This is a genomic window from Variovorax stachyos, assembly GCF_051400855.1.
Taxonomy (GTDB): domain Bacteria; phylum Pseudomonadota; class Gammaproteobacteria; order Burkholderiales; family Burkholderiaceae_C; genus Variovorax.
This window is the reverse complement of record NZ_JBLFFN010000029.1, coordinates 18143-44535: the sequence shown is the minus strand read 5'-3', so window position 1 is coordinate 44535 and position 26393 is coordinate 18143. Positions and strand designations below refer to the sequence as shown.

Annotated in this window: 26 protein-coding genes; 11 read left to right on the top strand and 15 right to left on the bottom strand. The window is 68.2% G+C overall.

Annotation, left to right across the window (positions count from 1 at the left end; translation table 11 throughout):
- Positions 1 to 55: 55 nt before the first annotated feature.
- The 10 genes from fba to ACMGEZ_RS28450 are packed head-to-tail and all read right to left on the bottom strand — an operon-like array spanning position 56 to position 10249.
- Entirely contained in the window at positions 56 to 1111 is a 1056-nt protein-coding gene (fba, locus tag ACMGEZ_RS28495; protein ID WP_436825637.1) for a class II fructose-bisphosphate aldolase, read from the bottom strand.
- Positions 1102 to 3153: a transketolase gene (gene tkt / locus ACMGEZ_RS28490; protein ID WP_436825636.1), complete on the bottom strand. Its 2052-nt coding sequence runs from the start codon at positions 3151 to 3153 to the stop codon at positions 1102 to 1104. The genes fba and tkt overlap by 10 nt, the downstream gene beginning before the upstream one ends.
- A 37-nt stretch (positions 3154 to 3190) precedes the next feature.
- Entirely contained in the window at positions 3191 to 4069 is an 879-nt protein-coding gene (locus tag ACMGEZ_RS28485; protein WP_436825635.1) for a phosphoribulokinase, read from the bottom strand.
- Positions 4070 to 4115: 46 nt separating this feature from the next.
- On the bottom strand, positions 4116 to 5189 hold the full coding sequence (locus ACMGEZ_RS28480) for a class 1 fructose-bisphosphatase (RefSeq protein ID WP_436825634.1): 1074 nt from the start codon (positions 5187 to 5189) through the stop codon (positions 4116 to 4118).
- A 15-nt stretch (positions 5190 to 5204) separates the two neighbouring features.
- A complete protein-coding gene (locus ACMGEZ_RS28475) occupies positions 5205 to 5912 on the bottom strand; it encodes an HAD family hydrolase (protein ID WP_436825633.1) in 708 nt (235 codons plus the stop codon).
- The gene (gene rpe / locus ACMGEZ_RS28470; RefSeq protein WP_436825632.1) at positions 5909 to 6574 is read right to left on the bottom strand and encodes a ribulose-phosphate 3-epimerase; all 666 of its coding nucleotides are present in this window, start codon (positions 6572 to 6574) and stop codon (positions 5909 to 5911) included. Before rpe ends, ACMGEZ_RS28475 begins: the two co-directional genes overlap by 4 nt.
- Positions 6575 to 6590: 16 nt before the next feature.
- On the bottom strand, positions 6591 to 7391 hold the full coding sequence (locus ACMGEZ_RS28465; RefSeq protein ID WP_436825631.1) for an HAD-IA family hydrolase: 801 nt from the start codon (positions 7389 to 7391) through the stop codon (positions 6591 to 6593).
- Positions 7388 to 8314, bottom strand: a complete 927-nt coding sequence (cbbX, locus tag ACMGEZ_RS28460; RefSeq protein ID WP_436825630.1) for a CbbX protein — start codon at positions 8312 to 8314, stop codon at positions 7388 to 7390. Before cbbX ends, ACMGEZ_RS28465 begins: the two co-directional genes overlap by 4 nt.
- A 25-nt stretch (positions 8315 to 8339) precedes the next feature.
- On the bottom strand, positions 8340 to 8759 hold the full coding sequence (locus tag ACMGEZ_RS28455) for a ribulose bisphosphate carboxylase small subunit (protein ID WP_436825629.1): 420 nt from the start codon (positions 8757 to 8759) through the stop codon (positions 8340 to 8342).
- Positions 8760 to 8782: 23 nt separating this feature from the next.
- Positions 8783 to 10249 carry a form I ribulose bisphosphate carboxylase large subunit gene (locus ACMGEZ_RS28450; RefSeq protein ID WP_436825628.1) on the bottom strand — a complete coding sequence of 489 codons (1467 nt, stop codon included), beginning with the start codon at positions 10247 to 10249 and terminating at the stop codon, positions 8783 to 8785.
- Between the two features lie 120 nt (positions 10250 to 10369).
- Between ACMGEZ_RS28450 and ACMGEZ_RS28445 the strand changes: the two genes are divergently transcribed.
- Complete coding sequence (locus ACMGEZ_RS28445) at positions 10370 to 11356, top strand: LysR family transcriptional regulator (protein ID WP_436825627.1); 987 nt, start codon at positions 10370 to 10372, stop codon at positions 11354 to 11356.
- Positions 11357 to 11499: 143 nt separating this feature from the next.
- Here ACMGEZ_RS28445 and ACMGEZ_RS28440 read toward each other — a convergent pair whose 3' ends face one another.
- The 5 genes from ACMGEZ_RS28440 to ACMGEZ_RS28420 all read right to left on the bottom strand — a co-directional run bounded on the left by ACMGEZ_RS28440 (position 11500) and on the right by ACMGEZ_RS28420 (position 17098).
- Complete coding sequence (locus tag ACMGEZ_RS28440) at positions 11500 to 12492, bottom strand: Bug family tripartite tricarboxylate transporter substrate binding protein (protein WP_436825626.1); 993 nt, start codon at positions 12490 to 12492, stop codon at positions 11500 to 11502.
- Between the two features lie 817 nt (positions 12493 to 13309).
- Positions 13310 to 14191, bottom strand: coding sequence for an ABC transporter permease (locus ACMGEZ_RS28435; RefSeq protein WP_436825625.1), 882 nt, complete (start codon positions 14189 to 14191; stop codon positions 13310 to 13312).
- The gene (locus ACMGEZ_RS28430) at positions 14173 to 15351 is read right to left on the bottom strand and encodes a type 1 periplasmic-binding domain-containing protein (protein ID WP_436825624.1); all 1179 of its coding nucleotides are present in this window, start codon (positions 15349 to 15351) and stop codon (positions 14173 to 14175) included. The genes ACMGEZ_RS28435 and ACMGEZ_RS28430 overlap by 19 nt, the downstream gene beginning before the upstream one ends.
- Entirely contained in the window at positions 15348 to 16343 is a 996-nt protein-coding gene (locus ACMGEZ_RS28425) for a PQQ-dependent catabolism-associated beta-propeller protein (protein WP_436825644.1), read from the bottom strand. The genes ACMGEZ_RS28430 and ACMGEZ_RS28425 overlap by 4 nt, the downstream gene beginning before the upstream one ends.
- Positions 16344 to 16384: 41 nt before the next feature.
- A complete protein-coding gene (locus ACMGEZ_RS28420) occupies positions 16385 to 17098 on the bottom strand; it encodes an ABC transporter ATP-binding protein (RefSeq protein WP_436825623.1) in 714 nt (237 codons plus the stop codon).
- A 501-nt stretch (positions 17099 to 17599) separates the two neighbouring features.
- Between ACMGEZ_RS28420 and ACMGEZ_RS28415 the strand changes: the two genes are divergently transcribed.
- From ACMGEZ_RS28415 to ACMGEZ_RS28370, 10 genes are all read left to right on the top strand, one after another.
- A complete protein-coding gene (locus ACMGEZ_RS28415) occupies positions 17600 to 19453 on the top strand; it encodes a methanol/ethanol family PQQ-dependent dehydrogenase (RefSeq protein ID WP_436825622.1) in 1854 nt (617 codons plus the stop codon).
- A gap of 96 nt (positions 19454 to 19549) precedes the next feature.
- The gene (locus tag ACMGEZ_RS28410) at positions 19550 to 19954 is read left to right on the top strand and encodes a c-type cytochrome (RefSeq protein WP_436825621.1); all 405 of its coding nucleotides are present in this window, start codon (positions 19550 to 19552) and stop codon (positions 19952 to 19954) included.
- Positions 19951 to 20850, top strand: a complete 900-nt coding sequence (locus ACMGEZ_RS28405) for a substrate-binding domain-containing protein (protein WP_436825620.1) — start codon at positions 19951 to 19953, stop codon at positions 20848 to 20850. Before ACMGEZ_RS28410 ends, ACMGEZ_RS28405 begins: the two co-directional genes overlap by 4 nt.
- Before the next feature lie 11 nt (positions 20851 to 20861).
- Positions 20862 to 21545 carry a hypothetical protein gene (locus tag ACMGEZ_RS28400; protein WP_436825619.1) on the top strand — a complete coding sequence of 228 codons (684 nt, stop codon included), beginning with the start codon at positions 20862 to 20864 and terminating at the stop codon, positions 21543 to 21545.
- Positions 21546 to 21576: 31 nt separating this feature from the next.
- Complete coding sequence (locus tag ACMGEZ_RS28395) at positions 21577 to 21957, top strand: hypothetical protein (protein WP_436825618.1); 381 nt, start codon at positions 21577 to 21579, stop codon at positions 21955 to 21957.
- Between the two features lie 22 nt (positions 21958 to 21979).
- Positions 21980 to 22963, top strand: coding sequence for a YVTN family beta-propeller repeat protein (locus ACMGEZ_RS28390; protein ID WP_436825617.1), 984 nt, complete (start codon positions 21980 to 21982; stop codon positions 22961 to 22963).
- Positions 22964 to 23007: 44 nt separating this feature from the next.
- Entirely contained in the window at positions 23008 to 23553 is a 546-nt protein-coding gene (locus ACMGEZ_RS28385) for an SRPBCC family protein (RefSeq protein WP_436825616.1), read from the top strand.
- A 21-nt stretch (positions 23554 to 23574) separates the two neighbouring features.
- Entirely contained in the window at positions 23575 to 24594 is a 1020-nt protein-coding gene (locus ACMGEZ_RS28380) for an AAA family ATPase (protein WP_436825615.1), read from the top strand.
- Between the two features lie 15 nt (positions 24595 to 24609).
- Positions 24610 to 25482, top strand: coding sequence for a DUF58 domain-containing protein (locus tag ACMGEZ_RS28375; RefSeq protein WP_436825614.1), 873 nt, complete (start codon positions 24610 to 24612; stop codon positions 25480 to 25482).
- Positions 25479 to 26387 carry a calcium incorporation protein MxaA gene (locus ACMGEZ_RS28370; RefSeq protein ID WP_436825613.1) on the top strand — a complete coding sequence of 303 codons (909 nt, stop codon included), beginning with the start codon at positions 25479 to 25481 and terminating at the stop codon, positions 26385 to 26387. Before ACMGEZ_RS28375 ends, ACMGEZ_RS28370 begins: the two co-directional genes overlap by 4 nt.
- Positions 26388 to 26393: the final 6 nt, after the last annotated feature.

The window sequence follows — 26393 nt, the reverse complement described above, 5'->3', positions numbered from 1 at the left end:
AGGGCAAAAAGCGACTGGGACGCCAGCAGCTCGTGCTTCGGAGGCTCGGCGACCACTATAGACGCTCGGGGTCGGGAGGTCGAGGAAAGGAGCTTCCCATCAGTGCCGCCGGCTTGATCTTGCCCGCCATCCCGGCGCTGCCGAAGGCCTCGAAGCGCTCCACGCAGACATCGCGCGCGGCAGCAGTGGCCTCCTTCAGGAACCTGCGCGGATCGAACTCGCTGCGGTCGCAAGCCATGGCGCGGCGCATGGCGCCCGACATGGCCAGCCGGATGTCGGTGTCGATGTTGACCTTGCGCACGCCGTGGCGGATGCCCTCCTGGATCTCCTCGACAGGTACGCCGTAGGTCTCCTTGATCTCGCCGCCGAACTCGCGGATCACCGCCAGCCATTCCTGCGGCACCGACGAAGAGCCGTGCATCACCAGGTGCGTCTGCGGGATGCGCGAATGGATGTCCTTGATGCGGTCGATCGCAAGGATGTCCCCGCTCGGCTTGCGGCTGAACTTGTAGGCGCCGTGCGAAGTGCCGATGGCGATCGCGAGCGCATCGACGCCCGTCCTTGCCACGAAGTCCGCCGCCTGCTGCGGATCGGTCAGCAGCTGGTCATGCGAGAGCACGCCGTCGGCGCCGCTGCCGTCTTCCTCGCCGGCCATGCCGGATTCCAGCGATCCGAGGCAACCCAGCTCGCCTTCGACCGAAACACCGACCGCATGCGCCATCTCCACCACCCGGCAGGTCACGGCGACGTTGTAGTCGTAGCTGGCCGGCGTCCTGGCATCTTCCATCAGCGAGCCGTCCATCATGACGCTGGTGAAGCCGGAGCGGATGGCCTGCATGCACATCGACGGACTGGCGCCGTGGTCCTGGTGCATCACGATCGGGATCGCCGGGTACATCTCCACGGCGGCCTCGACCATCTTGCGCAGGAATGGCTCGCCAGCGTACTTGCGCGCGCCAGCCGAGGCTTGCAGGATGACCGGGCTGTCGGTTTTCACGGCCGCCTGCATGATGGCCTGGATCTGCTCCATGTTGTTGACGTTGAAGGCCGGCACGCCGTAGCGCTGTTCGGCGGCGTGGTCCAGCAGTTGGCGCAACGAGATCATGGCCATGACGGCTCCTTTTCCTTCATGCCGGCGTGGGATGCGCTCGCCAGCAGCCGGCGCGCACGCTCCGCCACCGCCTCCGCGGTGATGCCGAACAGCTTGAAGAGTTCTCCAGCCGGTGCCGACTCGCCGAAGCATTCGAGCCCCACCACGTCGCCGTGCTCGCCCACGTACTTCCACCACAGGCCGGTGCTGCCGGCTTCCACGGCGAGCCGCGGCAGGTGGCGGGGAATCACCGCGTGGCGCCAGTCCGCGTGCTGGCGCTCGAACACATCCATGCACGGCACCGACACCACGCGAGCCGCGATCCCCTCCTCTTGCAGCAGGGCCGCGGCCGCCAGCGCAACGCCGACCTCCGAGCCGCTCGCCAGCAGGGCCACGCGCTCGGCTTCCGGGCGCTGCAGCACGTAGGCACCGCGTGCGACGGACTCGATGCGTTCGGTGCCCCCGCCGGAATGCGGCAAGGCCTGGCGCGTCAGCAGCAGGCAGCTGGGGCCGTCGACGCGGCGCAGCGCCTGCCGCCAGGCCACCGCGGTTTCGGTGGCATCGGCGGGGCGCCAGACATCCACGTGCGGTATCAGCCGAAGGCTGGAGGCGTGCTCCACCGGCTGATGCGTCGGCCCGTCTTCGCCCAGGCCGATCGAGTCGTGCGTGAAGACGTAGATGACCGGCAGCTTCATCAGCGCCGACATGCGCACGCCGTTGCGGGCATAGTCGGAGAAGGTCAGGAAGGTGCCGCCGAAGGGGCGCAGCCCGCCGTGCAGCGCCAGCCCATTCATGATGGCTGCCATGCCGAACTCGCGCACGCCGTAGTGCACGTGGTTGCCCGTGCCCGCGCCCTTGAGCGCGCGATGTCCTTTCCAGTCGGTCAGATTCGACCCGGTGAGGTCGGCCGAGCCGCCGATCAGCTCCGGCATGGCGGGTGCAACCTGGTCGAGCACCTGCTGCGAGGCCTTGCGCGTCGCGACCGCTGCCCGCTGCTGTTCCGCCCGCGCCGCCGCCGAGGCCAGCGCCGCCTCGACCTCCGCGGTGAGCGGCGCGTCGCCGCGATGGCGCCGCAGCAGCTCGCGCGCGAGCGCCGGATACTCCTGCGAATAGGCGTCCAAGCGCGCCTGCCATTGCGCGTGCAGCGCTGCGCCGGACTCGCGCCCCGACCAGGCTCGTGCGACCTCGGCCGGCACTTCGAAGGGCGCAGCGCTCCAGCCCAGCGCCTGCCGGGTGAGCGCGATCTCGGCTTCCCCCAGCGCCTCGCCGTGCGCCTTGGGGGTGCCGGCGCGGTTCGGCGACCCATGGCCGATGCGCGTCTTGCAGCACACGAGCACCGGCCGGTCGGCGGCGGCCGCCCGGTCGATCGCTGCATCCAGTGCCTGCGCGTCATGTCCGTCGACGTCGCGCAGCACGGTCCAGCCGTAGGCTTCGAAGCGGCCCGGCGTGTCGTCGTTGAACCAGCCGCTGACCTCGCCATCGATGGAGATGCCGTTGTCGTCGTAGAAGGCCACCAGCTTGTTCAGCCGCCAGGTGCCTGCCAGCGAACAGGCCTCGTGGCTGATGCCTTCCATCAGGCAGCCGTCGCCGAGGAACACATAGGTGCGGTGGTCGATCACGCAATGGCCGGGCCGGTTGAACTCCTCGGCCAGCAGCTTCTCCGCCAACGCCATGCCCACTGCATTGCCGATGCCCTGCCCCAGCGGCCCGGTGGTGGTCTCGACGCCGGGCGTGACGCCGACCTCGGGATGCCCCGGCGTGCGCGAATGCAGCTGCCGAAAGCGTCGCAGCTCCTCCATCGGCAGCGCATAGCCGCTCAGGTGCAGCAGTGCATACAGCAGCATCGAGCCGTGTCCGTTGGAGACGACGAAGCGGTCGCGATCGATCCAGCGCGGGTGCGTCGGATCATGCCGCAGGCGATGCCGCCACAAGGCCTCGGCGATGTCGGCCATGCCCATCGGCATGCCCGGATGGCCCGAGTTGGCGGCCTGCACGGCGTCCATGGCCAGCGCGCGGATGGCATTGGCGCACTGCCTGCGCGAGACGAGCTCTTCAGTTGTCATGGCGAAGTTCCTGATGGGTGCGGGCAAGTGCGGGCTGCTAGATGGCATACGCCTTCTTCCGCCGCTCCATGAGGCGCAGGATCATCGGCGTGAAGATCAGCTGCATCGCCAGCTCCATCTTTCCGCCCGGCACCACCAGCGTGTTGGCGCGCGACATGAAGGAGTCGTGCAGCATGCTCAGCAGATAAGGAAAGTCGAAGCCCGCCGGGTTGGCGAAGCGGATCACCACCAGGCTCTCGTCCGGGCTCGGGATGGTCCGCGCGATGAACGGATCGGAAGTGTCGACCACCGGCACCCGCTGGAAGTTCATGTGGGTGCGCGTGAACTGCGGGCAGATGTAGTGCACGTATTCATGCATGCGGCGCAGGATCACGTCGGTCACCGCCTCGGTCGAGTAGCCGCGCGTGCTCTTGTCGCGGTGCAGCTTCTGGATCCATTCGAGATTGATCACCGGCACCACGCCGATCAGCAGGTCGACGTGGCGCGCGATGTCGACTTTCTCCGTGGTCACGCCGCCGTGCAGGCCTTCGTAGAACAGCAGTTCGCTCGCCGGCAGCGTCTCCCACGGCGTGAAGGTGCCGGGCTCCTGCTCGTAGGGCGCCGCTTCGCGCGCATCGTGCAGGTACTTCCGGCTGCGGCCGACGCCCGCCTCACCGTAGTCGCGAAACAGGGCTTCGAGTTCGGCGAACAGGTTCGCGTCCTCGCCGAAATGGCTGAAGTTCCGGTTGCCGGCGGCCTCTGCTTCCGCCATTGCCACCTTCATCGTGTTCCGGTCGTAGCGGTGGAAGCTGTCGCCCTCGACGATGGCGGCCTGAATGCTCTCGCGCCGGAAGATGTTCTCGAAGGTTCGCGTGACGGAGGTGGTGCCTGCGCCGGAGGAGCCGGTGATGGCAACGATGGGATGTTTGGCTGACATGGTGGCCTTGGGGAATGAAGAATTCGGGCGGGCGGCGCGGCTTCTTTCAGGCCGCGGTCGCGAACAGGCCGCGCTTGCCGAACAGCGGCGCCTGGTAGGTGTCCTGCGGCGCCTCGGCGTGGTAGGCCTCCACGCGCGCGACCTCTTCGGACGAGCCGAACACCAGGCCGATGCGCTGGTGGATCGACTCGGGCTCGACCGTCATCAGGCGCCGGCGGCCGGTGCTGGCCATGCCGCCGGCCTGCTCGATCAGGAAGGAGATCGGATTGGCCTCGTAAAGCAGGCGCAGGCGCCCCGCACGGCCCGACTCCTTGCTGTCGCGCGGATACATGAAAACGCCCCCGCGCATCAGGATGCGGTGCGTCTCCGCCACCAGCGAGGCGATCCAGCGCATGTTGAAGTCGATGCCCCGCGGGCCTTCGCCACCGGCCAGGCATTCATCGACATAGCGCTTCACCGCCGGCTCCCAGAAGCGGCTGTTCGACGCATTGATGGCGAACTCGCGGGTCCGCGCGGGAATGCGCAGGTTCGGATGGCTCAGCACCCATTCGCCCAATTGCGGATCGAGCGTGAAGGCGTGCGTGCCGTTGCCCAGCGTCAGCACGAGCATCGTCGAGGGGCCGTAGATCGCGTAGCCGGCGCCGACCTGCTCGGTGCCGGGCTGCAGGAAGTCCTCCGGCCTGGCGTCGCGCTCGGGCGTGGGCGCGCGCAGGATCGAGAAGATGCTGCCGACCGCCACGTTCACGTCGGTGTTGGACGAGCCGTCCAGCGGATCGAACAGCAGCAGGTACTTGCCGCGAGGCTGCTGCTGCGGCGGCAGATAGGGCGCCTCCATCTCCTCGGACACCATTCCCGCCACGTGGCCGCCCCACTCGTTGGCGCGCAGGAACATGTCGTTGCTCACGATGTCGAGCGTCTTCTGCTCCTCGCCCTGCACGTTGCGGCTGCTGGCGCTGCCGAGCATGTCCCCGAGCGCGCCCAGCGCGACCTTGCGCGAGATCGCCTTGCAGGCGAGCGAAACGTCGGTGATGACGGCGTTGAGCGCGCCCGTGGCACCCGGGTGCCGGCGGCGTTCCTCGATGATGTACTGGGTCAGCGTGGCCTTGCCTGCGATTGGCATGTCGATCTCCTGGTTCTAGTGATTCGTTTCTTCGCTGCGCACGGCGCGCGACTCGAGTGCCCTCAGCAGCAATTGCTGCGGCGTCTCGACGCGCCACGCCCGCGGCGGCAATGCCTTCGCGATCGCGTGCCCGCCATAGCCCCATGCCACCAGCGCGGCCGGACAACCGGCCGCCTGCGCCGCGTACAGGTCGGGCGGCGCGTCGCCGACCATCAGCAGGCGGGCAGGCGCCACGCCGAGCCGATGCGCCGCGGCCAGCAGCAGGTAAGGCGCGGGCTTGCGCTGGTCGGCGGCGTCGGCGCCATGGACCCCGCTCAGAAAACGCAGCAGTCCGGCTGCACCCAGCACGGCGCGTGCCAGGGCCGTCGGCTTGTTGGTGACCACCACCATCGGCAGGCTCCCGGCCAGGCCGGCGACGAGTTCGGCGATGCCGTGGAAGACGCCGCCGGATTGCAGGGGCGCGGCCAGCGTGTACGCGTCGAAGGCCTTGCGCAGGCGCGCTTGCATTGATTCGTCGGCGTCGATGCCGTGCCAGCACAAGGCGTGCGCAATCAGCGCGTCGGGGCCGTCGCCGATCCATGCGCGCACGGTGTCCAGGTCGAAGTGTGCGAGGCCCGCCTCTTCGAGCGCCGCATTCAAGGCACACCGGATGTCGGGTGCGCTGTCGACCAGCGTGCCGTCGAGGTCGAAGGCAATGGCCTCGATGGCGCGCAGGTCCTTCATGCCGCGCGCCCCGCCAGGGCCAGGGTGCGGATGGCCTGGATGGCCTCGCGGTAGCGGCCGCCGGCGAACACCGCCGAGCCCGCCACCAGCGTGTCGGCGCCCGCGGCGCCGATGCGCTGGGCGTTGTCGGCTTTCACGCCGCCGTCGACCTCCAGCCAGATGTCGCGCCCGCTGGCGTCGATGCGGCGGCGCGCCGCCTCGATCTTCGGCAGCACGCTGTCGATGAAGCTCTGCCCCCCGAAGCCGGGGTTGACCGACATCAGCAGCACCAGGTCGAGCTGGTCCAGCACATGGTCGAGCACCTGCAGCGGCGTGGCCGGGTTCAGCACCAGCCCGGCCTTGCAGCCGCTCGAGCGGATCAGCCGGATGGTCCGGTCCACGTGTTCGCTGGCTTCGGGATGGAACGAGATGATCGAGGCGCCGGCTTCCGCGAACATCGGGACCAGGGCATCGACCGGCTTGACCATCAGGTGCACGTCGATCGGCACCGTGGCGTAGGGCTTGATGGCCCGGCAGACCAGCGGGCCGACTGTCAGATTCGGTACATAGTGGTTGTCCATCACATCAAAATGGATCAGGTCTGCGCCGGCCTCGATGACTGCGCTCACCTCGTCGCCCAGGCGCGCGAAGTCGGCAGAGAGCAGGCTCGGTGCGATCCGCATGGTCTTCTCCTGCATCTCATTTCCCTCGGTAAAGCGCCTGCACGGCGTTCATGGGCGGCACCGAAGTTGCGAGGCGCGTGAGCTCGTCGACGCCGAGCCAGGCGGCCCCCTGCAGGCGCTCGCCCGGCTCGCCCTCGAGCGGCTGCTCGCGGTCGCCCAGGCTCGGCAGGACCAGGCCGGCGCCGCTGAAGTCGCCGCCTTCGGTCCAGAAGGTGGGCGTGACGAGGGTCCACAGGCCGGCAGCGAGCGCCGAGCGCAGTCCGTTCGCCGAGTCCTCGACGGCGATCGCCCGCTCCGGCGCCACGCCCATGGTGTCGAGCGCCAGCCGGTAGATGTCGGGCGCGGGCTTCTTCGCGCGCACCTGGTCGCCGCAGGCGATCACGTCGAACATCGACAGGCCGCCCGGACCCAGCGTCGCCTGCAGCAGGGCGTCGATGTTCACCGCGGTCGTGGTGCTGGCGATCGCCAGGCGCAGGCCGGCGCCGATCGCCTCGTCGAGCAGGCGCGCCACGCCGGGACGCAGCGTGAGGCCGCCCTCCAGCGCGATCGCGGTGTAGTGGCGCGTCTTCGCAGCATGGAGCGCCGGCACCCGCTCGTGCAGGCGCTTCTTCTCGGAGGCGCTCAGGGCCAGGCCGTCGATGTAGGCCCCCAGCCGCTCCTTGCCGCCCGTGACCGCGAGCAAGCGCCTGTATTCGGCGCGTTCCCAGCGCCAGTCCAGCCCGAGCTCCTCGAAGGCCAGGTTGAAGGCGCGGCGATGCACCTCCTCCGTATCGGCCAGGGTGCCGTCGACGTCGAACACGAGCGCTTCTATGCTCATGCGTGCGCTCCCTGCGCCGTTGCAGCGCCCGGCCGCGCATCGAAAACGCGGCTCGCCAGGATGTCCTGCGCCTGCAGCGTGCAGAGCTGTTCGCGCGTCAGGGCCTCTTCGCTGCCGAACAGCCGCGTGGCGTGGCGCAGCCGGATGCGGTCCAGCGCATTGCGCACCGATCGCGCGTTGGCGAAGTGCGGCTGCCGCCGGCGCAGGCTCACGTAGCGCGCGAAGGTCGACGCCGCGCCGTCGTCGAAGCTGTAGTTCAGCCGCGCGAGCATCAGCTGCGCGATCTGCATCAGCTCGGCCTCGCTGTAGTCGGGGAAATCGATGTGGTGCGCGATGCGCGAGGCCATCCCCGGATTGCTGCCGAAGAAGGTCTCCATGCGGTCCTTGTAGCCCGCGAGGATCACCACCAGGTCGTCACGCTGGTTCTCCATCACCTGCAGCAGGATCTCGATCGATTCCTGCCCGTAATCGCGTTCGTTCTCCGGCCGGTACAGGTAGTAGGCCTCGTCGATGAACAGCACGCCGCCCATCGCCTTCTTGATCACTTCGCGCGTCTTGGGCGCCGTGTGGCCGATGAACTGGCCGACCAGGTCGTCGCGCGTCACCGCCACCAGGTGCCCCTTGCGAACATAGCCCAGCTGCTTGAGCACCTCGGCCATGCGCATCGCCACCGTGGTCTTGCCGGTGCCCGGATTGCCGGTGAAGGACATGTGCAGCGAAGGCGGCTGCGATTGCAGCCCCTGCGCCTGGCGCAGCTTGTCGATCAGCAGCAGCGCGGCGATGTCGCGGATGCGGCCTTTCACCGGCGCCAGGCCGACCAGTTCGGCATCGAGCTGGTCGAGCAGGGCCTTCACGCCCGAGGACTCGAAGAGCTGCCTCGGCGCGGTGGCGGCATCGGTATCGGCGGGCTGGGCGGTATCCATGCGGGTGCTCGCGTCGGGCTTGGGCTCAGTACCGCGCGCCTTCGGGCCGCGCCTGGACGGCGTAGCTCTCGATGCTGTAGCGGATGGTGCGGCCCGGCTCCTCGGTGCGGATCAGGCGGAAGCCCGGCTCGTTGGCCGGCCGGTTGACGATGAAGGACATCACCACCGACTCGGTGCCGTGCGTCGAGTCGAAGGCGGTCACGCGGATGTACTGCTGCGCGAATGTCTTGCGGCAGGCCGCCAGCTCGAGCATCACGCCGGCCGCATCCTGGATGTCGAACATCGGATTGCCGAACATCTCCCAGAAGGTGTTGCGCGGGTGCGGGTCGTCGGTGTACTCGATCCCGATCGCCCAGCCCTTGTCGAGGCAATACTCGACCTGGCGCTTGATCTGCTCGTCGCTCAGGTCGGGCAGGAACGAAAAGGTGCCTTGCGTGATTCGCATGTCTGTCTCTCCTGGTGAAGGGTTCAGGCCACCGACGGCGTCGGCACGTAGTCGGACGTGTCGGTGGACGCGTAGTTGAAGGTGATCTCGCCCCAGGTGTCGAGCGCGGCCGCCAAAGGCGTGCACCACCTGGCCGCGTCGCGCAGGATCTGCGGCCCCTCGTTGGCGATGTCGCGGCCCTCGTTGCGCGCCAGCACCATGGCCTCGAGCGCCACGCGGTTGGCGGTGGCCCCTGCCTGTATGCCTTGCGGATGCCCGATGGTCCCGCCGCCGAACTGCAGCACCACGTCGTCGCCGAAGAGGTCCAGCAGCTGGTGCATCTGGCCGGCGTGGATGCCGCCCGAGGCCACCGGCATCACCTTGCGCAGCGCACCCCAGTCCTGGTCGAAATAGATGCCGCGCGGCAGGTCCACCTTGGTGTGCGTGTCGCGGCACACGTTGTAGTAGCCCTGCACCGTCATCGGGTCGCCCTCGAGCTTGCCGACGGCGGTACCCGCGTGGATGTGGTCCACGCCCGCCATGCGCATCCACTTGGCGATCACGCGGAAGCTCACGCCGTGGTTCTTCTGCCGCGTGTAGGTGCCGTGGCCGGCACGGTGCAGGTGCAGGATCATGTCGTTCTGGCGGCACCAGTTGCTCATCGACTGGATGGCGGTGTAGCCGATCACCAGGTCCACCATCACGATCACCGAGCCGAGCTCCTTGGCGAACTGCGCCCGGCGGTACATCTCTTCCATCGTGCCGGCCGTGACGTTCAGGTAGCTGCCCTTGACCTCGCCGGTGGCGGCGCTCGCCTTGTTCACCGCGTCCATCACGAACAGGAAGCGGTCACGCCAGTGCATGAAAGGCTGCGAGTTGATGTTCTCGTCGTCCTTCATGAAGTCCAGCCCGCCGCGCAGGCCCTCGTACACCACCCGCCCGTAGTTGCGCCCTGACAGGCCCAGCTTCGGCTTGGTCGTGGCGCCCAGCAGGGGCCGCCCGAACTTGTCGAGCCGCTCGCGCTCCACCACGATGCCGGTCGGCGGCCCGGCGAAGGTCTTGACGTAGGCCACCGGAAACTTCATGTCCTCCAGCCGCGCGGCCTTCAGCGGCTTGAAGCTGAAGACGTTGCCGATGATCGAGGCCGTCACGTTGGTGATCGAGCCCTCCTCGAACAGCGACAGGTCGTAGGCCACGTAGCAGAAGTACTGGCCCGGGTTGTTCGGCACCGGTTCCACCTTGTAGGCCTTGGCGCGGTACATGTCGCAGGCGGTGAGCCGGTCGGTCCACACCACCGTCCAGGTCGCCGTGGACGATTCGCCGGCCACCGCCGCCGCGGCCTCGATGGCGTCCACCCCTTCCTGCGGCGTGATGCGGAACAGCGCCAGGATGTCGGTGTCCTTGGGCTGGTAGTCGCCGTTCCAGTAGCCCATCTGCGCGTACTTCAGCACGCCGGCCGAATAGCGCTTCTTCGCGTCGGTGATCTGGATCGCTTCGTTCATGTTGCCCATGGGGTTCGCCTCTCGAGATGAATGGATTCGTGCTGTCGGTGAGGAGAATGTAGGCCGCGCGAACGATTAGTAAAAATTAAATCTTTTGACATTGACATGTCGCAAACCTAATATCGTTCGATGCCCCTTACCAAGCACGCGAGCTTTCGCCAGCTCGCCACCTTCCATGCAGTGGCCCGGCTCGGCAGCGTGTCGCTGGCGGCCGACGAGATGCACCTCACGCAGCCCGCGGTATCCATCCAGATCGGCACTCTCGAAGAATCGGCCGGCACGCCACTCCTGCAGCGCACCGGCCGGGGCATCCGGCTGACCGAGGCCGGGGAGCTGCTGGCCGCCTACGCGGGGCGCATCCTCGACCTGTGGCGCGAGGCCGGCGAAGAAATGGCCACGCTGCAGGGCGTCTTCTCCGGAACGCTGCGGGTGGGCGCCATCACGACGGCCGAGTACCTGCTGCCGCCGATGCTGGTGAACTTCGCCAAGGAGCATCCGAAGGTCAAGGTCAAGCTGCAGGTCGGCAACCGCGACGAGATCGTGCGCATGCTCGCGGGCCAGGAGATCGACGTCGCGATCATGGGCCGCCCGCCCGCCGAGCTGAAGACGGATTCAAGCGCCTTCGCCAAGCACCCCATGGCCTTTCTCGCGGCGCCCGGACATCCGCTGATGTCGACGGCCAAGCCCAGCCTCGCGCTCCTCTCGGAGACGCGCATGCTGGTGCGCGAGCGCGGCTCGGGCACGCGCACCACGGTCGAGCGCTTCTTCAAGGACAACGGGCTGCCCCTGCGCATCGGCTCCGAGCTGTCGAGCAACGAGGCCATCAAGCAGATGTGCGCCGCGGGCTTCGGCATTGCCTTCCTGTCGATGCACACCTGCGTGCTCGAGATGAACGCGGGCCTGCTCGGGCTGCTGCCGGTGCCGGGCAATCCGATCGTGCGTGACTGGTACGTCATGCACCTCGCGTCGCGCCAGCTGCCGCAGGTCGCGCTGGCCTTCGAGGACTACCTTCGCGCACACGGCCAGGCGCAGATCCAGCATCAGCTCGGCCATCTGCCGCCGGCGCGCAAGCCTGCGCGAAAAACTGTACGCAAGCGAAGCGCGGCGCGCACCTGAGCGCGTCAGGCGCCAAGCTGCAGACGTGCGCCGACCCATGCCGCGCGCGGCAGCTTCCAACTCGCCGTGTGATCGAGCAGCGCATGCCGCCGAAGTGGCCGCTGCGTCTTCGGTCCCGGTCGGCTCATCGGAGCAATTGCCTTTCAGCTCCCGGTGCGTGCAAGGCCCAGCCGCTCCACCATGGCGCGCTCCTGCGCGAAGATCTCCCGGCACGACTGCGCGTACGCCTCCGGCCCGAGGTAGTCGACCTCCTGGTCGTACTTCGCCAGCTCGTCCTTGAACCGCTGGTCGAACATGGCCTTCTTGAAGGCGTCGTGCAGCACCGTGACCACGCCGCGCCGCAGCCCGCGCGGCCCCGCCAGGCCGAAGGGCGAGGTGGCGACGATGTCGAAGCCCAGCTCGCGCAGCACCGGCACGCCGGGCCAGCGCCTGGAGCGCTCGGCGCTGAAGGTCACCAGCAGCCGCAGCGTGCCCGAATCCACCGCCGGGCCGAAGCCGGTCGAGTTGACGCCGGCCATCACCTGCCCGCCGGCGATCGCGTTCAACTGTTCGGCCGTGCCCTTGTACGGCACATGGATGTAGCGCAGCCCGCGCGCGGTGAACAGCTCCTCCAGCACCATGTGCGGCGTGGTGCCGACGCCGTTGGTGGCGATCGTCAGCTCGCCGGGATGCGCGCGTGCGTACGCGAACAGGTCGTCGAGCGAACGCACCGGACTGCCGGCCGCGACCAGCACGCCGAAGGTGACGCTGGACACCTGCAGGATCGGCGTCACGTCGCGGATCGGGTCCCACAGCACCTTCTGCGTGTGCGGCGTGCGGAAGACCGTCTGCGGCATCTGGGCGATGGTGTAGCCGTCGGGGCGCGCCTGCTGCAGCACGGGCATGGCGAGCGTGCCGCCTGCGCCGCCGCGGTTCTCGGTCAGTACGGGCTGGCCCAGGGAGACGGAAGCCAGTTCGGCAAGCAGGCGCAGCGAGATGTCCGTGGCGCCGCCGGCGGGCCAGGGGACCCAGAGGGTGACGGCGCGGGAGGGGAAGGTGTCGGAGGAAGCCATTGCTTGCAGTGGCAGTGCACTCAGCGCCAGCGCGCCTGCGTGCTGCAGCAAGCGGCGTCGATTAGGGCGGTCGTGCGGGCTCATTTGCTCTGCTTTGGCGGTGCGCCTGGGTTGAGGCAGGAGCCGGGATTTCGCCCCGGCGGGCGAGTCACTTTCTTTGTCTCGCCAAAGAAAGTAACCAAAGAAAGGCGACCCCACTGCGCGTGTCCCTCCGCTTCGCTACGGGCAACCTGCGGTGCTCGCTTTTCGCGGGGTCCGCGCAAACTCGCCTTCGGCTCAAACACGCGCGGCCCTTTTTCCGCGAAAAGCTCCGCTCCTCGGCACGCGCAGAGGGGATCTGAACTCCAACGCGCCGTGGCGCGTCCTTGTGTGGTGTGCAGGTCGGTTTGGCCCCTGGGTCCTCGCTCACGTTGACTCTTGCGCACACGCACAGGCACAGGCACAGGCACAGGCACAGGCACATGCTCGTGCTCGTGCTCGTGCTCGTGCTCGTGCTCGTGCTCGTGCTCGTAGCCATGCTCGTGCTCGTGCTCGTAGCCATGCTCATGCTCACGTTCGTCCGCATAGGCATGCACCTGTTCCAGGCCTTGCGCAGCGAGGCCTCTGGCGGCCGAGCGAAGCAATGGCCCGACCGTCCCCCAATCCCCTCTGCGCGTGCCGAGGAGCGCAGCTTCAGGCGGAAAAAGGGCCGCGCGTGTTTGAGCGAAGCGAGTTTGCGCGGACCCCGCCTGAAGCGAGCACCGCAGGTTGCCCGTAGCGAAGCGGAGGGTCACGCGCAGTGGGGTCGCCTTTCTTTGGTTACTTTCTTTGGCGAGACAAAGAAAGTAACTCGCCCGCCGGGGCGAATTCCCGGCTCCTGCCTCAACAAAAGCGCACCGTACGAAACCAATAAAACGAGGTCTCACGCCCCCCCTCCCCTCTTAGTCAACCCCCCAAACCCCCGCTGCGGGTCATACCCCCAACAAGCCAACCCAAAGAACACCACCAGGCACCCCAGCACCACATAAGGCGCCACCCCCGGATCCTTCCCGTACACCGCAAACCGAATCCACTCCACCGCATACGTAAAAGGATTGAAGCGCGCCAGCTGGTACACCCATTCCGCCCCCGACTCCTGCAGCTTCCACAGCGGATAAAGCGCGGTAGACAGGAAGTACATCGGAAAGATCACGAAGTTCATCGTCCCCGCGAAGTTCTCCAGCTGCTTGATGTGTACCGACAGCAGCAGCCCAAGCGCCCCCAGCATGAGCGCGCCCGCCGCCAGCGCCACCAGCGCATGCAGCCCGCCGAGCGACAGCAGCGGCAGCTCGGTGCCGATCAGCGCCGCCACGACCACGAACGCCAGCGCCTGCAGCACCGAGAGCAGCGCCGTGGCGCACAGCTTGGAGAACAGCAGCCAGGGCCGCGGCAGCGGGGCGGTGAGCAGGAGGCGCATCAGGCCCATCTCCCGGTCGTAGACCATCGCGAGCGAGGACTGCATGCCGTTGAACAGCAGCACCATGCCGACCAGCCCGGGCACGATGTAGACGTCGTACGGGATATAGGTGTCGTAGGGCTCGACGATCGCAACCCCGAAGACGTTGCGGAAACCCGCGGCGAACACGGCCAGCCACAGCAGCGGCCGAACCAGGGCCGACACCAGGCGCCCGGTCTGCTGCGAGAACTTGTAGAGCTCGCGCAGCATGATGGCGCGCATCGCCTGCAAGGCGTGGCCCAGCCCATGCCGAGCGCCCGATTCAGCCGTGGCGCTCTCCGGGGTGCTTTTCAGCGCGCGTTCGGACATAGCTTCTCCGGTGAATCCGCGCCCAGCGTGTCGAGCACGTTGCGCGGATGCAGCACGCCTTCGGCCGGCGCCTGCGAGATCACGCCCTGCCCGTCGGTGAGCAGCATCGGCTGGCGCAGCTGGCCATCCCAGGCGCGGAAGCTCAGGCCCGTCCCCTTGGAGCCGTCGATGGTGCTCTTGGACAAGGCCTGCGCCCAGGCCGCGTTCGGCCCCGCGGGCGAGGCGATGGCCGCCGCCGTCAGCGTCTTGCCGGCCATCCACGCCGCCCAGTCGTGCGCCGTCATCGGCCGCTTGGCCGCCTTCGCGAAGCGCCGCGACACCTGCGGCGCGCCGTAGCGCTCGAACTGCGCATGCCAGGCCAGCGCCACCAGGCCGCCGTCGCCCACGACCGGCCGCGGCAGCACGGTGCGGTAGGGCAGCGTGCGGGCGAACTCGCCGTCGCTGTCGACCACCCACACCGCGTCGTAGTTGCTGCCGGCCGTCAAGAGCAGCGGGTTGGCCAGGTCGCGCTCGCGCGGGTCGGCCGACAGCTTGAACGGCTTGCTGCCCACGAGCTGCAGCCCGTAGCGCTTGATCGACGCCTGCGCGGTCGCCGAGCGCGAGGCATCCTGCGCGCTTGCGCCCACCAGCAGGAGCACCTTGCTCCATTTGCGGGACACCAGCGTCTGGGCCAGCGCGTCGCTGCGCATGCGCTCGCTCGGAATCAGATGGAACAGGCGCGCGCGGCAGTCCTGCTGGCGCAAGCGGTCCGATGCGTCGCCCAGGTTCAGCACCGGCAGCTTCACCGCATCGGCGACCGCCAGCGTCCATTCGGCAGGCAGATCGGTCACGAGCACCGCCGCGCCGTTCTTCTCGGCCGCCACCGCTGCCGCGCGGGCCGCATCGATCGACGCGGCCGGCGCGCTGGCCAGCGCCACCTCGGCGCCCGCGGCTTCCAGCTCGAACCTGGCCTCTTCGACGGCCAGCTCCAGGCCGTCCGCGACCGGGCCGCCCGGATGGCCGAGGTAGGCGCGCTCGAGGCGCGAACGCTCCATGCGCGGGTCGTCCGCGGGCGTGATCAAGGTGGCCTTGAGCACCGCCGCGTCCGCCGGTGCAGCTGCGGCCAGCACCGCCGCCAACCCAGCAAGCGAAAGCAGGAAAACCGGTGTGCGCTTCCTCATTCCACGATCACGAGTCCATAGGGCACGCGTCCGACCGGAATGCTCTTGACGGCCTTGGCGCCGGCCACGTCCACCACCGTCACATCGTCGCTCAGCCCGTTCACCACGTACAGGCGCGCTTCCGCCTTGTCCAGCGTGACGTTCCAGGCACGCTTGCCGACCAGCACCAGCGGGCCCACCTTCCGGCTCGCCACGTCGATGAAGGCGACGTGGTTGGCACGCCCCATTCCGACGAAGGCGCGCCGGCCGTCCCGGGTCATCTGGATGCCGACCGGCGTGATGTCCTCGGCGCGCGCGCCCTTGAGCTCGAACTTCACGGTGTCGACCACCTCGTGCGTGGCGGTCGAGACGATGCTGACGCTGGCGCCCAGCTCGTTGGTGACCCACAGCTCCTTGCCGTCGGGCGTGATCGCCATGCGGCGCGGGCGCTTGCCGACCCGGATATTCTTGGTGACCTTGCCGGTGGCGGTGTCGATCACGTGAATCAGGCTGGCCACCTCCGAGGTGACGTACAGGGTCTTGCCGTCGGCGCTCACCTTGACGCCTTCCGGCTCCGCGCCCACCTTGACCGAGCGCAGCTTCTTGCCGCTGGTCGCGTCGATGAAGCTGGCCTCGCCGGCATCCTCGTTCGAGACATAGATGACCTTGCCGTCCGGCGACAGGTCGAAGGCCTCGGGTTCGTCGCCGAGGGGAATGCGCCGTACCGACTTGCCGCTGGCAGGGTCGATCAGGTCGGCCTCGTTCGAGTCGGTGCAGGCAACCATCACCTGGCGCTCGGGCGTCAGCTGGAGATGGCGCGCGCGCTTGCAGGTCGGGATCGTGCCTTTGACGGCAAGCGTTCCCAGGTCGATCATGGTCAGCGCGTTGTCCTTCTCGCTGGAGACGTAGGCCACGCCCTGCGCCAGCGCGCCCTGGCTCGCTGCCGCAAGGGCCAGAGCGACGGCGGCGGCCCGAAGCAGCCCAGCCGGAATCGAAAGCAGATGTCTTTGCATGTTCATGAATGTCTCTACCTCTTGTTATTCGGTTCTCGGATTCAGCGGGTACGTGCGATAAAGCCCTCCTCCAGCGTGTCGCCGCCGAGTTCGCGGCTCACCTGCGCCGGCGTGCCGTCCGCCAGCAGCGATCCCTTGTGCAGCACGAGCACGCGGTCCGCCTGCTCGGCCTCGTCGACCCGGTGGGTTGCCCACAGCACGCACACCCCGCGCTCGCGAACGTCCGCGCGCAAGGCGGCCAACAGGTCCTGGCGGGACTTCGGGTCCAGCCCGACCGTGGCTTCGTCCATCAGCAGCACGCCCGGGCGATGCAGTCCCGCGCGCGCGAGCTCGACCTTGCGCCGGTTCCCACCCGACAGCTCGCGCACTTTCCGGTCGAGGTCGGCATCGATGTTCAGGCGCTCGCAGGCGAAGGCGATGCGCTCCTGCGCCAGCCGCCGAGGCAGGCCGTGCAGGTCGGCCTGGAACAGCAGGTTGCGCCGGATGCTGAGGTCGAGGTCGAGCGACATCTGCTGGAACACGACGCCGATGTGCCGGAGCGCCGCGGTCGCGGCATGCCGCAGCGAATGGCCGGCCACCTCGACCTCGCCTTCGTCGGCCGCGAACATGCCGGTCAGCACCTGGAACAGCGTCGACTTGCCGGCGCCGTTGGGCCCCAGCAGTGCGACGAACTGGCCCGCGGGCACGCGCAAGGACAAGGACCGCAGGGCCGTGCGCGTGCCATAGCGCTTGGTTAAGTCGATGGTTCGCAGCATGGAGGCCGAAGGTGCATGTGGAGCTGTCGGAGTCTCAGGGGTCGAGGGCATGTGGCGTTCACATTCAATCCGCAAATTCTGTGCCTCGAAGCGTCGCGGTGTCTTCACAGGATTTCGTCCTACACGTTTGCGCATGCAGGCGCCTGTGCATGCCATGCCCCATCGTCATCCGTATTTGGCGCGAGACACTTTGCGCCAAATTTGGACGCGCACCCGGCGCAACGCCGCTGCAGCGCGTGACCTGCGGCGCGGCCAGGAGCAGCAAATGCTCGGGATTTCCCCTAGGTCCGAGGGGCTCGCTGCAGTCTTCAAAACAGCCTCCCGACGACGAGACAAGCGCGCCATCGCAGTCCCGCCGCACCGGCAGGCCCGGCGAGTGCACGGCGGCAAGGGTGGGCATGGATGTTGCGGTCCGCAGCCTTCGCCAAGTCGGTCGAATAGATCCGATGGGCTGCTGCCAATTCGTGTTCGATACCCACTGTCAAATGTGAGGAGACATTTATGAAATTTTCCAGGCAGATCGCCGGCCGTCTCGTACGGCACGTCGGCGTCGCGATGCTGGCTCTTCCGGCCCTGGCGTTTGCCAATGCCGACGTCGAGAAGAACGTCGCGAACTCGAAGAACTGGGCGATGCAGGCAGGTGACATGTTCAACCAGCGCTACAGCAAGCTGAACCAGATCACCAAGAGCAACGTCGGCAAGATGCAGGTCGCATGGACCTTCTCCACCGGCGTGCTGCGCGGCCACGAGGGCTCGCCCCTGGTGGTCGACGGCACGATGTACCTGCACTCGCCGTTCCCGAACAAGGTGTACGCACTCGACATCGACACGCAGAAGATCCTGTGGAAGTACGAGCCGAAGCAGGACCAGTCGGTGATCGCGGTGATGTGCTGCGACACGGTGAACCGCGGCCTCGCCTATGCCGAGGGCAAGGTCTTCCTGCAGCAGGCCGACACCACGCTGGTCGCGCTCGACGCCAAGACCGGCAAGGTGGTGTGGACGGTGAAGAACGGCGACCCGAAGGTCGGCGCCACCAACACCAATGCGCCGCACGTCTTCAAGGACAAGGTGATCACCGGCATCAGCGGCGGCGAGTTCGGCGTGCGCGGCTTCCTGGCCGCCTACAACGTCTCGGACGGCAAGCTGGCCTGGAAGGGCTTCAGCACCGGGCCCGACGAAGAGATGCTGATGGACCCGGCGAAGACCATGACCTGGACCGACGGCAAGCTCGCGCCGGTCGGCAAGGACTCGTCGCTGAAGACCTGGCAGGGCGACCAGTGGAAGATCGGCGGCGGCACCACCTGGGGCTGGTACAGCTACGACAAGGCCACCAATTCCGTGTACTACGGCACCGGCAATCCGTCGACCTGGAACCCCTCGCAGCGCCCCGGCGACAACAAGTGGTCGATGAGCATCTTCTCGCGCGACGTGGACACCGGCAAGGTCAACTGGGTCTACCAGATGACGCCGTTCGACGAATGGGACTTCGACGGCATCAACGAGATGATCCTGGCGGACATCAACGTCAAGGGCAAGCCGACCAAGGCGCTGGTGCACTTCGACCGCAACGGCTTCGCCTACACGCTGGACCGGGTGACCGGCGCGCTGCTGGTGGCCGAGAAGTTCGACCCCAAGGTGAACTGGGCCACGCACGTCGACATGAAGACCGGCCGGCCGCAGGTGGTCGCCAAGTACTCCACGGCCAAGAACGGCCCGGACGTCAACACCAAGGGCATCTGCCCGGCAGCGCTGGGCAGCAAGGACCAGCAACCGGCTTCCTACGACCCCAACACCAAGCTCTTCTACGTGCCGACCAACCACGTCTGCATGGACTACGAGCCGTTCAAGGTCGAGTACACCGCCGGCCAGCCGTACGTCGGCGCCACCCTCTCGATGTATCCGACGCCGGGCAGCCATGGCGGCATGGGCAACTACATCACCTGGGACGCGGGCACCGGCAAGATCGTGCAGAGCAAGCCCGAGAAGTTCTCGGTGTGGAGCGGCTCGCTGAACACCGCCGGCGGGATCTCCTGCTACGGCACGCTGGAGGGCTACCTCAAGTGCGTCGATGCCAAGGACATCACCAAGGAGCTCTTCAAGTTCAAGACGCCGTCCGGCATCATCGGCAACGTGTTCACCTATGAGCACAAGGGCAAGCAGTACCTCGGCGTCCTGTCGGGCATCGGCGGCTGGGCCGGCATCGGCATGGCAGCCGGCATCGATCCGGAGAAGAGCACCGAAGGCCTCGGCGCCGTGGGCGGCTACAAGGAACTGAGCCAGTACACCGAGCTCGGCGGGTCTCTGACCGTGTTCACACTGCCGGGCGCGGCGGCAGGCAAGGCGGCAGGCAACTGACCCGCAGTCAGCAGCGCGCGCCATGCCTGCCGGGAGAGCGCTCACGAGAGCGCTCTCCCCTCTACTTCCCCAAAAGATATCGGAGACCCAGGAGCCATGAAATTTCGTTCGTCAACGTTGCTGCCTTCCCTTCTTCTGATTGCGGGCGTGACCTGCACCGTGGCTGTCGGCGCGACCGACCCGGCGCCCTACAAGGTGAAGGAGGGCTACAAGGTAGACCCGGAAACCATGAAGGGATTTCGCGCCTGGCGCTCCGCCGCCTGCGATCGCTGCCACGGCCCCAACCAGGAAGGCATGGTCGGCCCTTCGCTGATCGCCAGCATGAAGACGCTGAAGAAGGAAGAGTTCATCAAGATCGTGCGCGACGGAAAGCTCGACAAGGGCATGCAGAGCTTCGGCAACAACGCCATGGTGATGGACAACATCAACCAGCTCTACGCCTATCTCAAGGGCCGCTCCGACGGCGCGATCACGCGCGCCAGAGTGGAAGAAGACAAATGACCGTCGCCCAGCCCGCTGGCAGCCGCCGGCACCTCGGTGCCCGGCTGCGGGCGGGCGTCGCGGGCATCCTTGGCGCGGCATGCTGTTTCGCCTTGTTTCCTGCCCACGCCCAGGACACGCCCCCGCGCAAGGCGCTTCGCGTGTGCCAGGACCCGAACAACATGCCCTTCTCCAACACCAAGGGAGAGGGCATCGAGAACCGCATCGCCGAGCTGTTCGGCAAGGCGCTCGGCCTCCCCGTCACCTATTACTCGTTCCCGCAGCGGATGGCCTTCTTCCGCAACACGCTGCGCTTCAAGCTGCCGGGACAGGACTATCCCTGCGACATCGTGATGGGCGTGCCCGTCGGCCTCGACGAGGTCTCCGTCACCAAGCCGTACTACCGCTCGACCTATGCGCTGGTCTTCCCGAAGGGCAAGGGACTGGACCAGGTCGCCTCGGCGGAGGATTTCCTCAAGCTCGACCCGGCCAAGCTGAAGTCGCTGCGCATCGGCATCTACGACCGCTCGCCGGCCTCGCAATGGCTCAGCCGGCACGGCCTGCTCGAACAGGGGATTCCGTACAAGCTCATGAGCGCCGACCCGGCCCAGTACCCCGGCGAGATCGTCGAGAAGGACCTGGCCGGCGGCAAGCTCGATGCCGTCGTGGTGTGGGGCCCGATCGCCGGATTCTTTGCGCAGCGCGTCAAGAACCCGGCGCTGGTCGTGATCCCGCTGAAGTCCGAAAAGGGCATCCGGCTCGACTACCAGATGGCCATGGGCGTGCGCTACGGCGAACGCGAATGGAAGCAGCAGGTCGAGGGCCTGATCGAATCCAAGGCGCCCGAGATCCAGGCGATCCTCAAGGAATACGGGGTTCCGCTGGTCGACGCGTCGTTCGGGGTGCCGACCAACTGAACAGGTGTTCCATGCGCTTCGCCATCGCCGCTTCGCTCTGCCTCCTGCTCGCCTCGGCACCTGCCTCGCAGGCCGAGGGAGACAAGCCCGACTTCTCGCCCGCGGAGCGGCTGCTGTTCATGACGCCGCAGCTGCAGGCGCTGCAGGCACCCACGCAGCTGCTCTACACCTTCAGCAGGACGGGCAGCCTCGAAGAGGCCTTCACCGACCGCGTCACCGTGGCCTTGAGCGCCAGGGCCGAAGGCGGCTGCTGCGATGCCAAGGGCGCATTCCTGAGCGGAGCGCACAAGGTGCAGGTGCCCGACGTGCCGGCAGCCGAGGGCAACCCCGTCATCCTCTACTTCCTCGAGCACGATGTGCGCCAGATGAAGCGGCTCACGGGCGGCTCGGAGAATCATTTCCGCAAGCGCCTGCGCATGGCGATCTACCAGGGCGCCGAAGTACGCGACACGACGATGCGCTACCGGGGGCGCATGGTGAATGGCAAGGAGATCGTCTTCGCCCCCTTCCTGGACGATCCGAACCGGCCGAAGTACGAAAAGTTCGCGAACAAGCGCTACCGCTTCCTGCTCTCGGCCGCGGTGCCGGGCGGTGTCTACGGCATACGGACCCAGATCGCGGGCGAAGGCCTGATCGCCAAGCCCCTGGTGGTCGAGGAACTTCTCATCGACGGTGCCCAGGTGCCGGCGCGCTGACGCGCCATCTCTCGAATTCCAGCGAATGCCAATGACGACCACGCTCCGAATCCTGTGCCTGCTCGGCCTGCTCAACTTGCCCATGGCCGTGCACGCCGCCGGCGCGCCCGTGAACGACTTTCCGACCGTGGACCGCGTGCTCTACGTGCAGGAATGCATCGCCGCGCATCCCGGCACCAGCAACTTCGAGATGACCAGCAAGTGCTCGTGCGCGCTCGACGCGCTCGCCAGGGAAATCAGGTATGCGGATTACGTGCAGCTGAGCACGGCGAGCAAGGCCACCACCATCGGCGGCGAACGGGGCGGCTACATCCGCGACTCGGAAAAGCTGCAGGCCGACATCAAGCGCTACCGCGCGCTCCAGGCCAAGGTGCAGAAGGGCTGCTTCATCGGCCCGGCCAACGGGCCTTGAAGGCGCTCCGGAAGCGCGCGACATGACGGGCACCGCAACACCCCTGCGCCATGGATGGGTCGCGGCCTTGATGCTCGGCGGTTCGGCCTGGGCCTCGCCCTTCGCCTACATCACCAACCAGGGAAGCCACGACGTCTCGGTGATCGATCTCGCCTCGCAGCAGGTGGTGGCGACGGTTCCCGTCGGCCGCTCTCCGGCCGGCGTGGTGGCGTCCGGGCGTGCCGGCCGCGCCTTCGTGTCCAATCCCGACAGCAAGACCATCTCGGTCATCGACATGCGCCAGCAGAAGGTCGTGGACACGCTGCCGGCGGGCGACGGCCCGGTGGGCCTCGACATCTCGGCGGACGGCCGGCAGCTCTACGTGGCGGACTGGTACGGCAGCCGGCTGCTGGTGTTCGACGCGCTCGGCAGCCGCGCGGCGGCGCCACCGGCCTCGATCCCGGTCGGCCGGGCGCCGGCCGGCGTGGCCGCGCACAGCGACGCTGCCACCGTGTTCGTGGCCGAGCGCGACGACGACAGCGTGGCCGTGGTCGATACGGCAGCGCGGCGGGTGCTGGCGCGCGTGCGTGTCGGCAGCCATCCCTTCGCGCTGCTCCACGACGCGCACCGCCGGCGGCTCTACGCGCTGAACGTGCAGAGCGACGACGTCTCGGTGATCGACGTGCGCGACCCGCGCGGGCCGGCCGTCGTCGCGACCGTGAAGGTCGGCAAGGCCCCTTACGGGGCGGCGCTGGCGCACGGCGGCGCGCTGCTGTACGTGACCAACCAGCGCGACGACAGCGTCAGCGTGGTCGATGCCGTCTCGCTGCGGGTGCTGCGCACCCTTCCCGGCTTCGCCTATCCGGAGGGCATCGCCGCGCACGCCGACCGCGTCTACGTCGTGAACTGGATGGACGACAACGTGCAGGTGCTGGACGCCGAGAGCGGACGCAAGCGCCAGACCATCGCCACCGGCAAGAACAGCCGCGGCTTCGGCGCCTTCATCGGCGCGCCGCTCGAGCCCTGAACATCTTCGCAGCCATGCATCTCTCAACCCATCGAACAACACCCATGCCGACATTCGCTCCCGGCCGGCGGGCCCTCCCTGTCCTCGCCGCCTCCCTGCTGCTGGCCGCATCGGCCTCCAGCCTGGCCCACGGTCCGACACGCCAGAAGGTGACGGAAAAAATCACCGTCGAGGCGCCGCCCGATGCCGTCTGGGCCGCGATCAGGAACTTCAACGGGCTCAAGGACTGGCACCCGGCCGTGGCGGAAAGCCCCGCGGACAAAGGCAACACCGTCGGCTCGGTGAGAACCCTCAAGCTCAAGGGCGGCGGCACGCTGGTCGAGACGCTCGAGAGCTACGACGACGCGCAAAAGAAGTACAGCTACCGCGCCAAGGACGGCGGCGCGCTGCCGGTGACCAACTACACCTCCACCCTCTCGGTGGTCGCCGACGGCGGCAAGTCGGTGGTCGAGTGGCGCGGCGCCTTCTATCGCGGCTATCCGAACAACAACCCGCCGCCGGAGCAGAACGACGAGGCTGCGCTGAAGGCCGTCACCGGCGTCTACCAGAGCGGGCTCGGCAACCTGAAGAAGCTGGTCGAGTCGAAATAGCGAGCCCGCGGAAACAAGGCCATGGGCTCCCAGGAACAACTCGAAGACTGGCGCCAGCTCGCGCTGCGTGTGGAATCCGAGGTCGCCAAGGCGGTGATCGGCCAGGCGCAGACGATCCGGCTCATCAACGTCGCGCTGTTCGCGCGCGGCCACGTGCTGCTCGAAGGCGACGTCGGCGTCGGCAAGACCACCGTGCTGCGCGCCTTTGCGCGCGCCATCGGCGGCGACTTCGAGCGCGTGGAAGGCACGGTCGACCTGATGCCGGGCGACCTGGTCTATCACACCTACGTCGATGCACAGGGCCGCCCGCGCATCGATCCGGGCCCGCTGCTGCGCCATGGCGAACGCCTGGTGACCTTCTTCTTCAACGAGATCAACCGGGCCCGGCCGCAGGTGCAGTCGCTGTTGCTGCGCGCCATGGCCGAGCGCACGGTCTCCGCCTTCGACCGCGAGTACAGCTTTCCGCACATGACGGTGTTCGCCGACCGCAACAAGGTCGAGCGGGAAGAGACCTTCGAACTGGCCTCGGCGGCGCGCGACCGTTTCATGTTCGAGCTGAACATGCCCAAGCCCTCGGACCGCGACATCCGCAAGTCGTTGGTGTTCGACACCGCCTTCCACGACACCGAGGGCCTGATCGACAAGGTGGCGTCCGCCATCCTGCCGTGGGACCGGCTCAACGCCATCGGCGCGCAGGTGCAGCGCACGGTGCGCGCCAGCGAGACCATCGAGCGCTATGTGCTCGACCTCTGGGAAGCCAGCGAGACGCCGCAGAAGTTCGGCATCCGGCTCGACGGCGTGGACATGGACCGCCTGATCCTCGCCGGCGCCAGCCCCCGCGGCATGAGCGCGCTGCTGCGGGCCGCGCGCACCGTGGCCTGGCTCGAGGGGCGCACGCACCTGGAGCCGGCCGACCTTGCTGCGGTGCTGCCCTCGGTGCTCGGGCACCGCATCTTCTTCACGCCGGTCTACGAGCTGCGCCGGGCCGAGCTGTCGGAGGCGCTGGTGGCCGGGATCACGGACAAGATCGCCGCGCCCTGAATCTCCGAACCAGCGATGGAGCGCGTCGACGAATTCCACTACCAGCTGCCGCGCCGCTTCGGCGGTTGGCGCCCGGGCTCGCAGCGCGGACTGAGCCAGGGCAGCGGCCAGGAGTTCGCAGCGCACCGGCGCCTCTTCGACCATCCCGATCCGCGGCGCATCGACCTGCGCGCCAGCGTTCGCGACGGCCGCGGCGACTGGCTGGTGCGCATCCATCGGCTGCGCGTCGCGATACCGGTGCACCTGGTGGTGGATGTCTCGGCCTCCATGCATTTCGGCGCCGACCGGCGCAAGCTCGACGTGGTGGCCGATCTCGCCGAGGCGCTGGGCTACAGCGCATTCCGCAGCGGCGACTCGGTGGGCCTGCTGGCATTCGACCAGCGCGAGCGCGAAGACCTGTTCGTGCCTGCGCGCCACAGCCGCGGCAACGGCAGCCTCATGGCGCGCACCTTGCGCGACTGCGGCGCGCCGCCCGGCACGGTGCCGCACGGCAGCGCGCTCGCAGGACTGCGGCGCACGACCGAGCGTCTGGTCGGCCGCGGCGGCCTGGTGTTCCTCGCCTCCGATTTCCACTGGCCGCTCGAAGGGTTCGGCGAGCTGCTCGACCAGTTGGCGCCCGCCTGCGTCGTTCCGGTGGTGGCCTGGGACCCCGCCGAAACGGAGCCACCGCCCTCGCGCGCGCTGGTCGCGCTCAGCGATGCCGAAACCGGCGTGCGGCGCAGCCTGTGGATGCGCGAGTCGCTGCGCACGCGCTGGCGCGATGCCGTCGCGACGCGGCGCGCCGAGCTCGACGCACTGTTCGGCTCGCACGGCATGCCGCCCTTTCAGTTGCACGGCCGCTTCGACGCCGAAGCCCTCACCCGCTACTTCATGGAGACGGCGGCATGAAGGCGCTCCGGGCGGCGATCCTGGCGGCGGTGCTCGGCGGCATCGCCGGTCCGGCAGCCAGCGCCGAACCCGCCGCGCCCGCAGCCGCCGCCGCCGTTGCCGCCACCACCGAACAGCCGCGCAGCTTCGGCCATGTGCTGGGCGACGTCCTGACTCAGCGCGTGCTGCTCGAGCACGCGGGCCGCCCGCTCCAGCCAGGCGCCCTGCCGCCCGCCACGCGGGTCGACCTGTGGCTCGAGCGCAGGTCGCCGCGGATCGAAACCGATGCACAGGGGCGACGCTGGCTCGCGATCGACTACCAGCTCATCAACGCACCCCGTGCGCTCAGCGCCATCGCGCTGCCGGCGTTGAGCCTCGCCACCGTGTCCGGCCCGACGCTGGCGCTGCCCGCGTGGCCGGTCAGCATCGCGCCGCTGACGCCGCCGGAGGCGTTCGGCCAAGGCGATCTGCAGCCGCTGCGCCCCGACCGCCCGGTCGCCGCACTTCCGACCGATGCCATCGAGCGGCAACTCCGGCTCTCGCTCGCCGCGCTGGCGGGCGTGCTGCTGGCCTGGCTGGCCTGGTGGGCCTGGCGCAATGCGAGCGAGGCACGGCGCCTTCCCTTCGCGCAGGCCTGGCGTGAACTCAAGCGCATCGACGACCCGGCGAGCCCGCAGGCGTGGCGCGTCGTGCATCGCGCACTGAACGCGAGCGCCGGGCGCGTGGTTCACGGCGCCAGCGTGCCGCGCCTGGTGGCCGAGGCGCCCTACCTGCGTCCGCTGCAGCCGCGGCTCGAAGATTTCTATCGCGAATCCACCCGGCGCTTCTTCGCGGCCGACGCCGACCCGGCCGCGGCCGATCCTTCGTACCCGCTCAAGCCGCTGTGCCGGGCGCTGCGCGATGCGGAGAAGCGCCACCGGCACTGAGCAAAG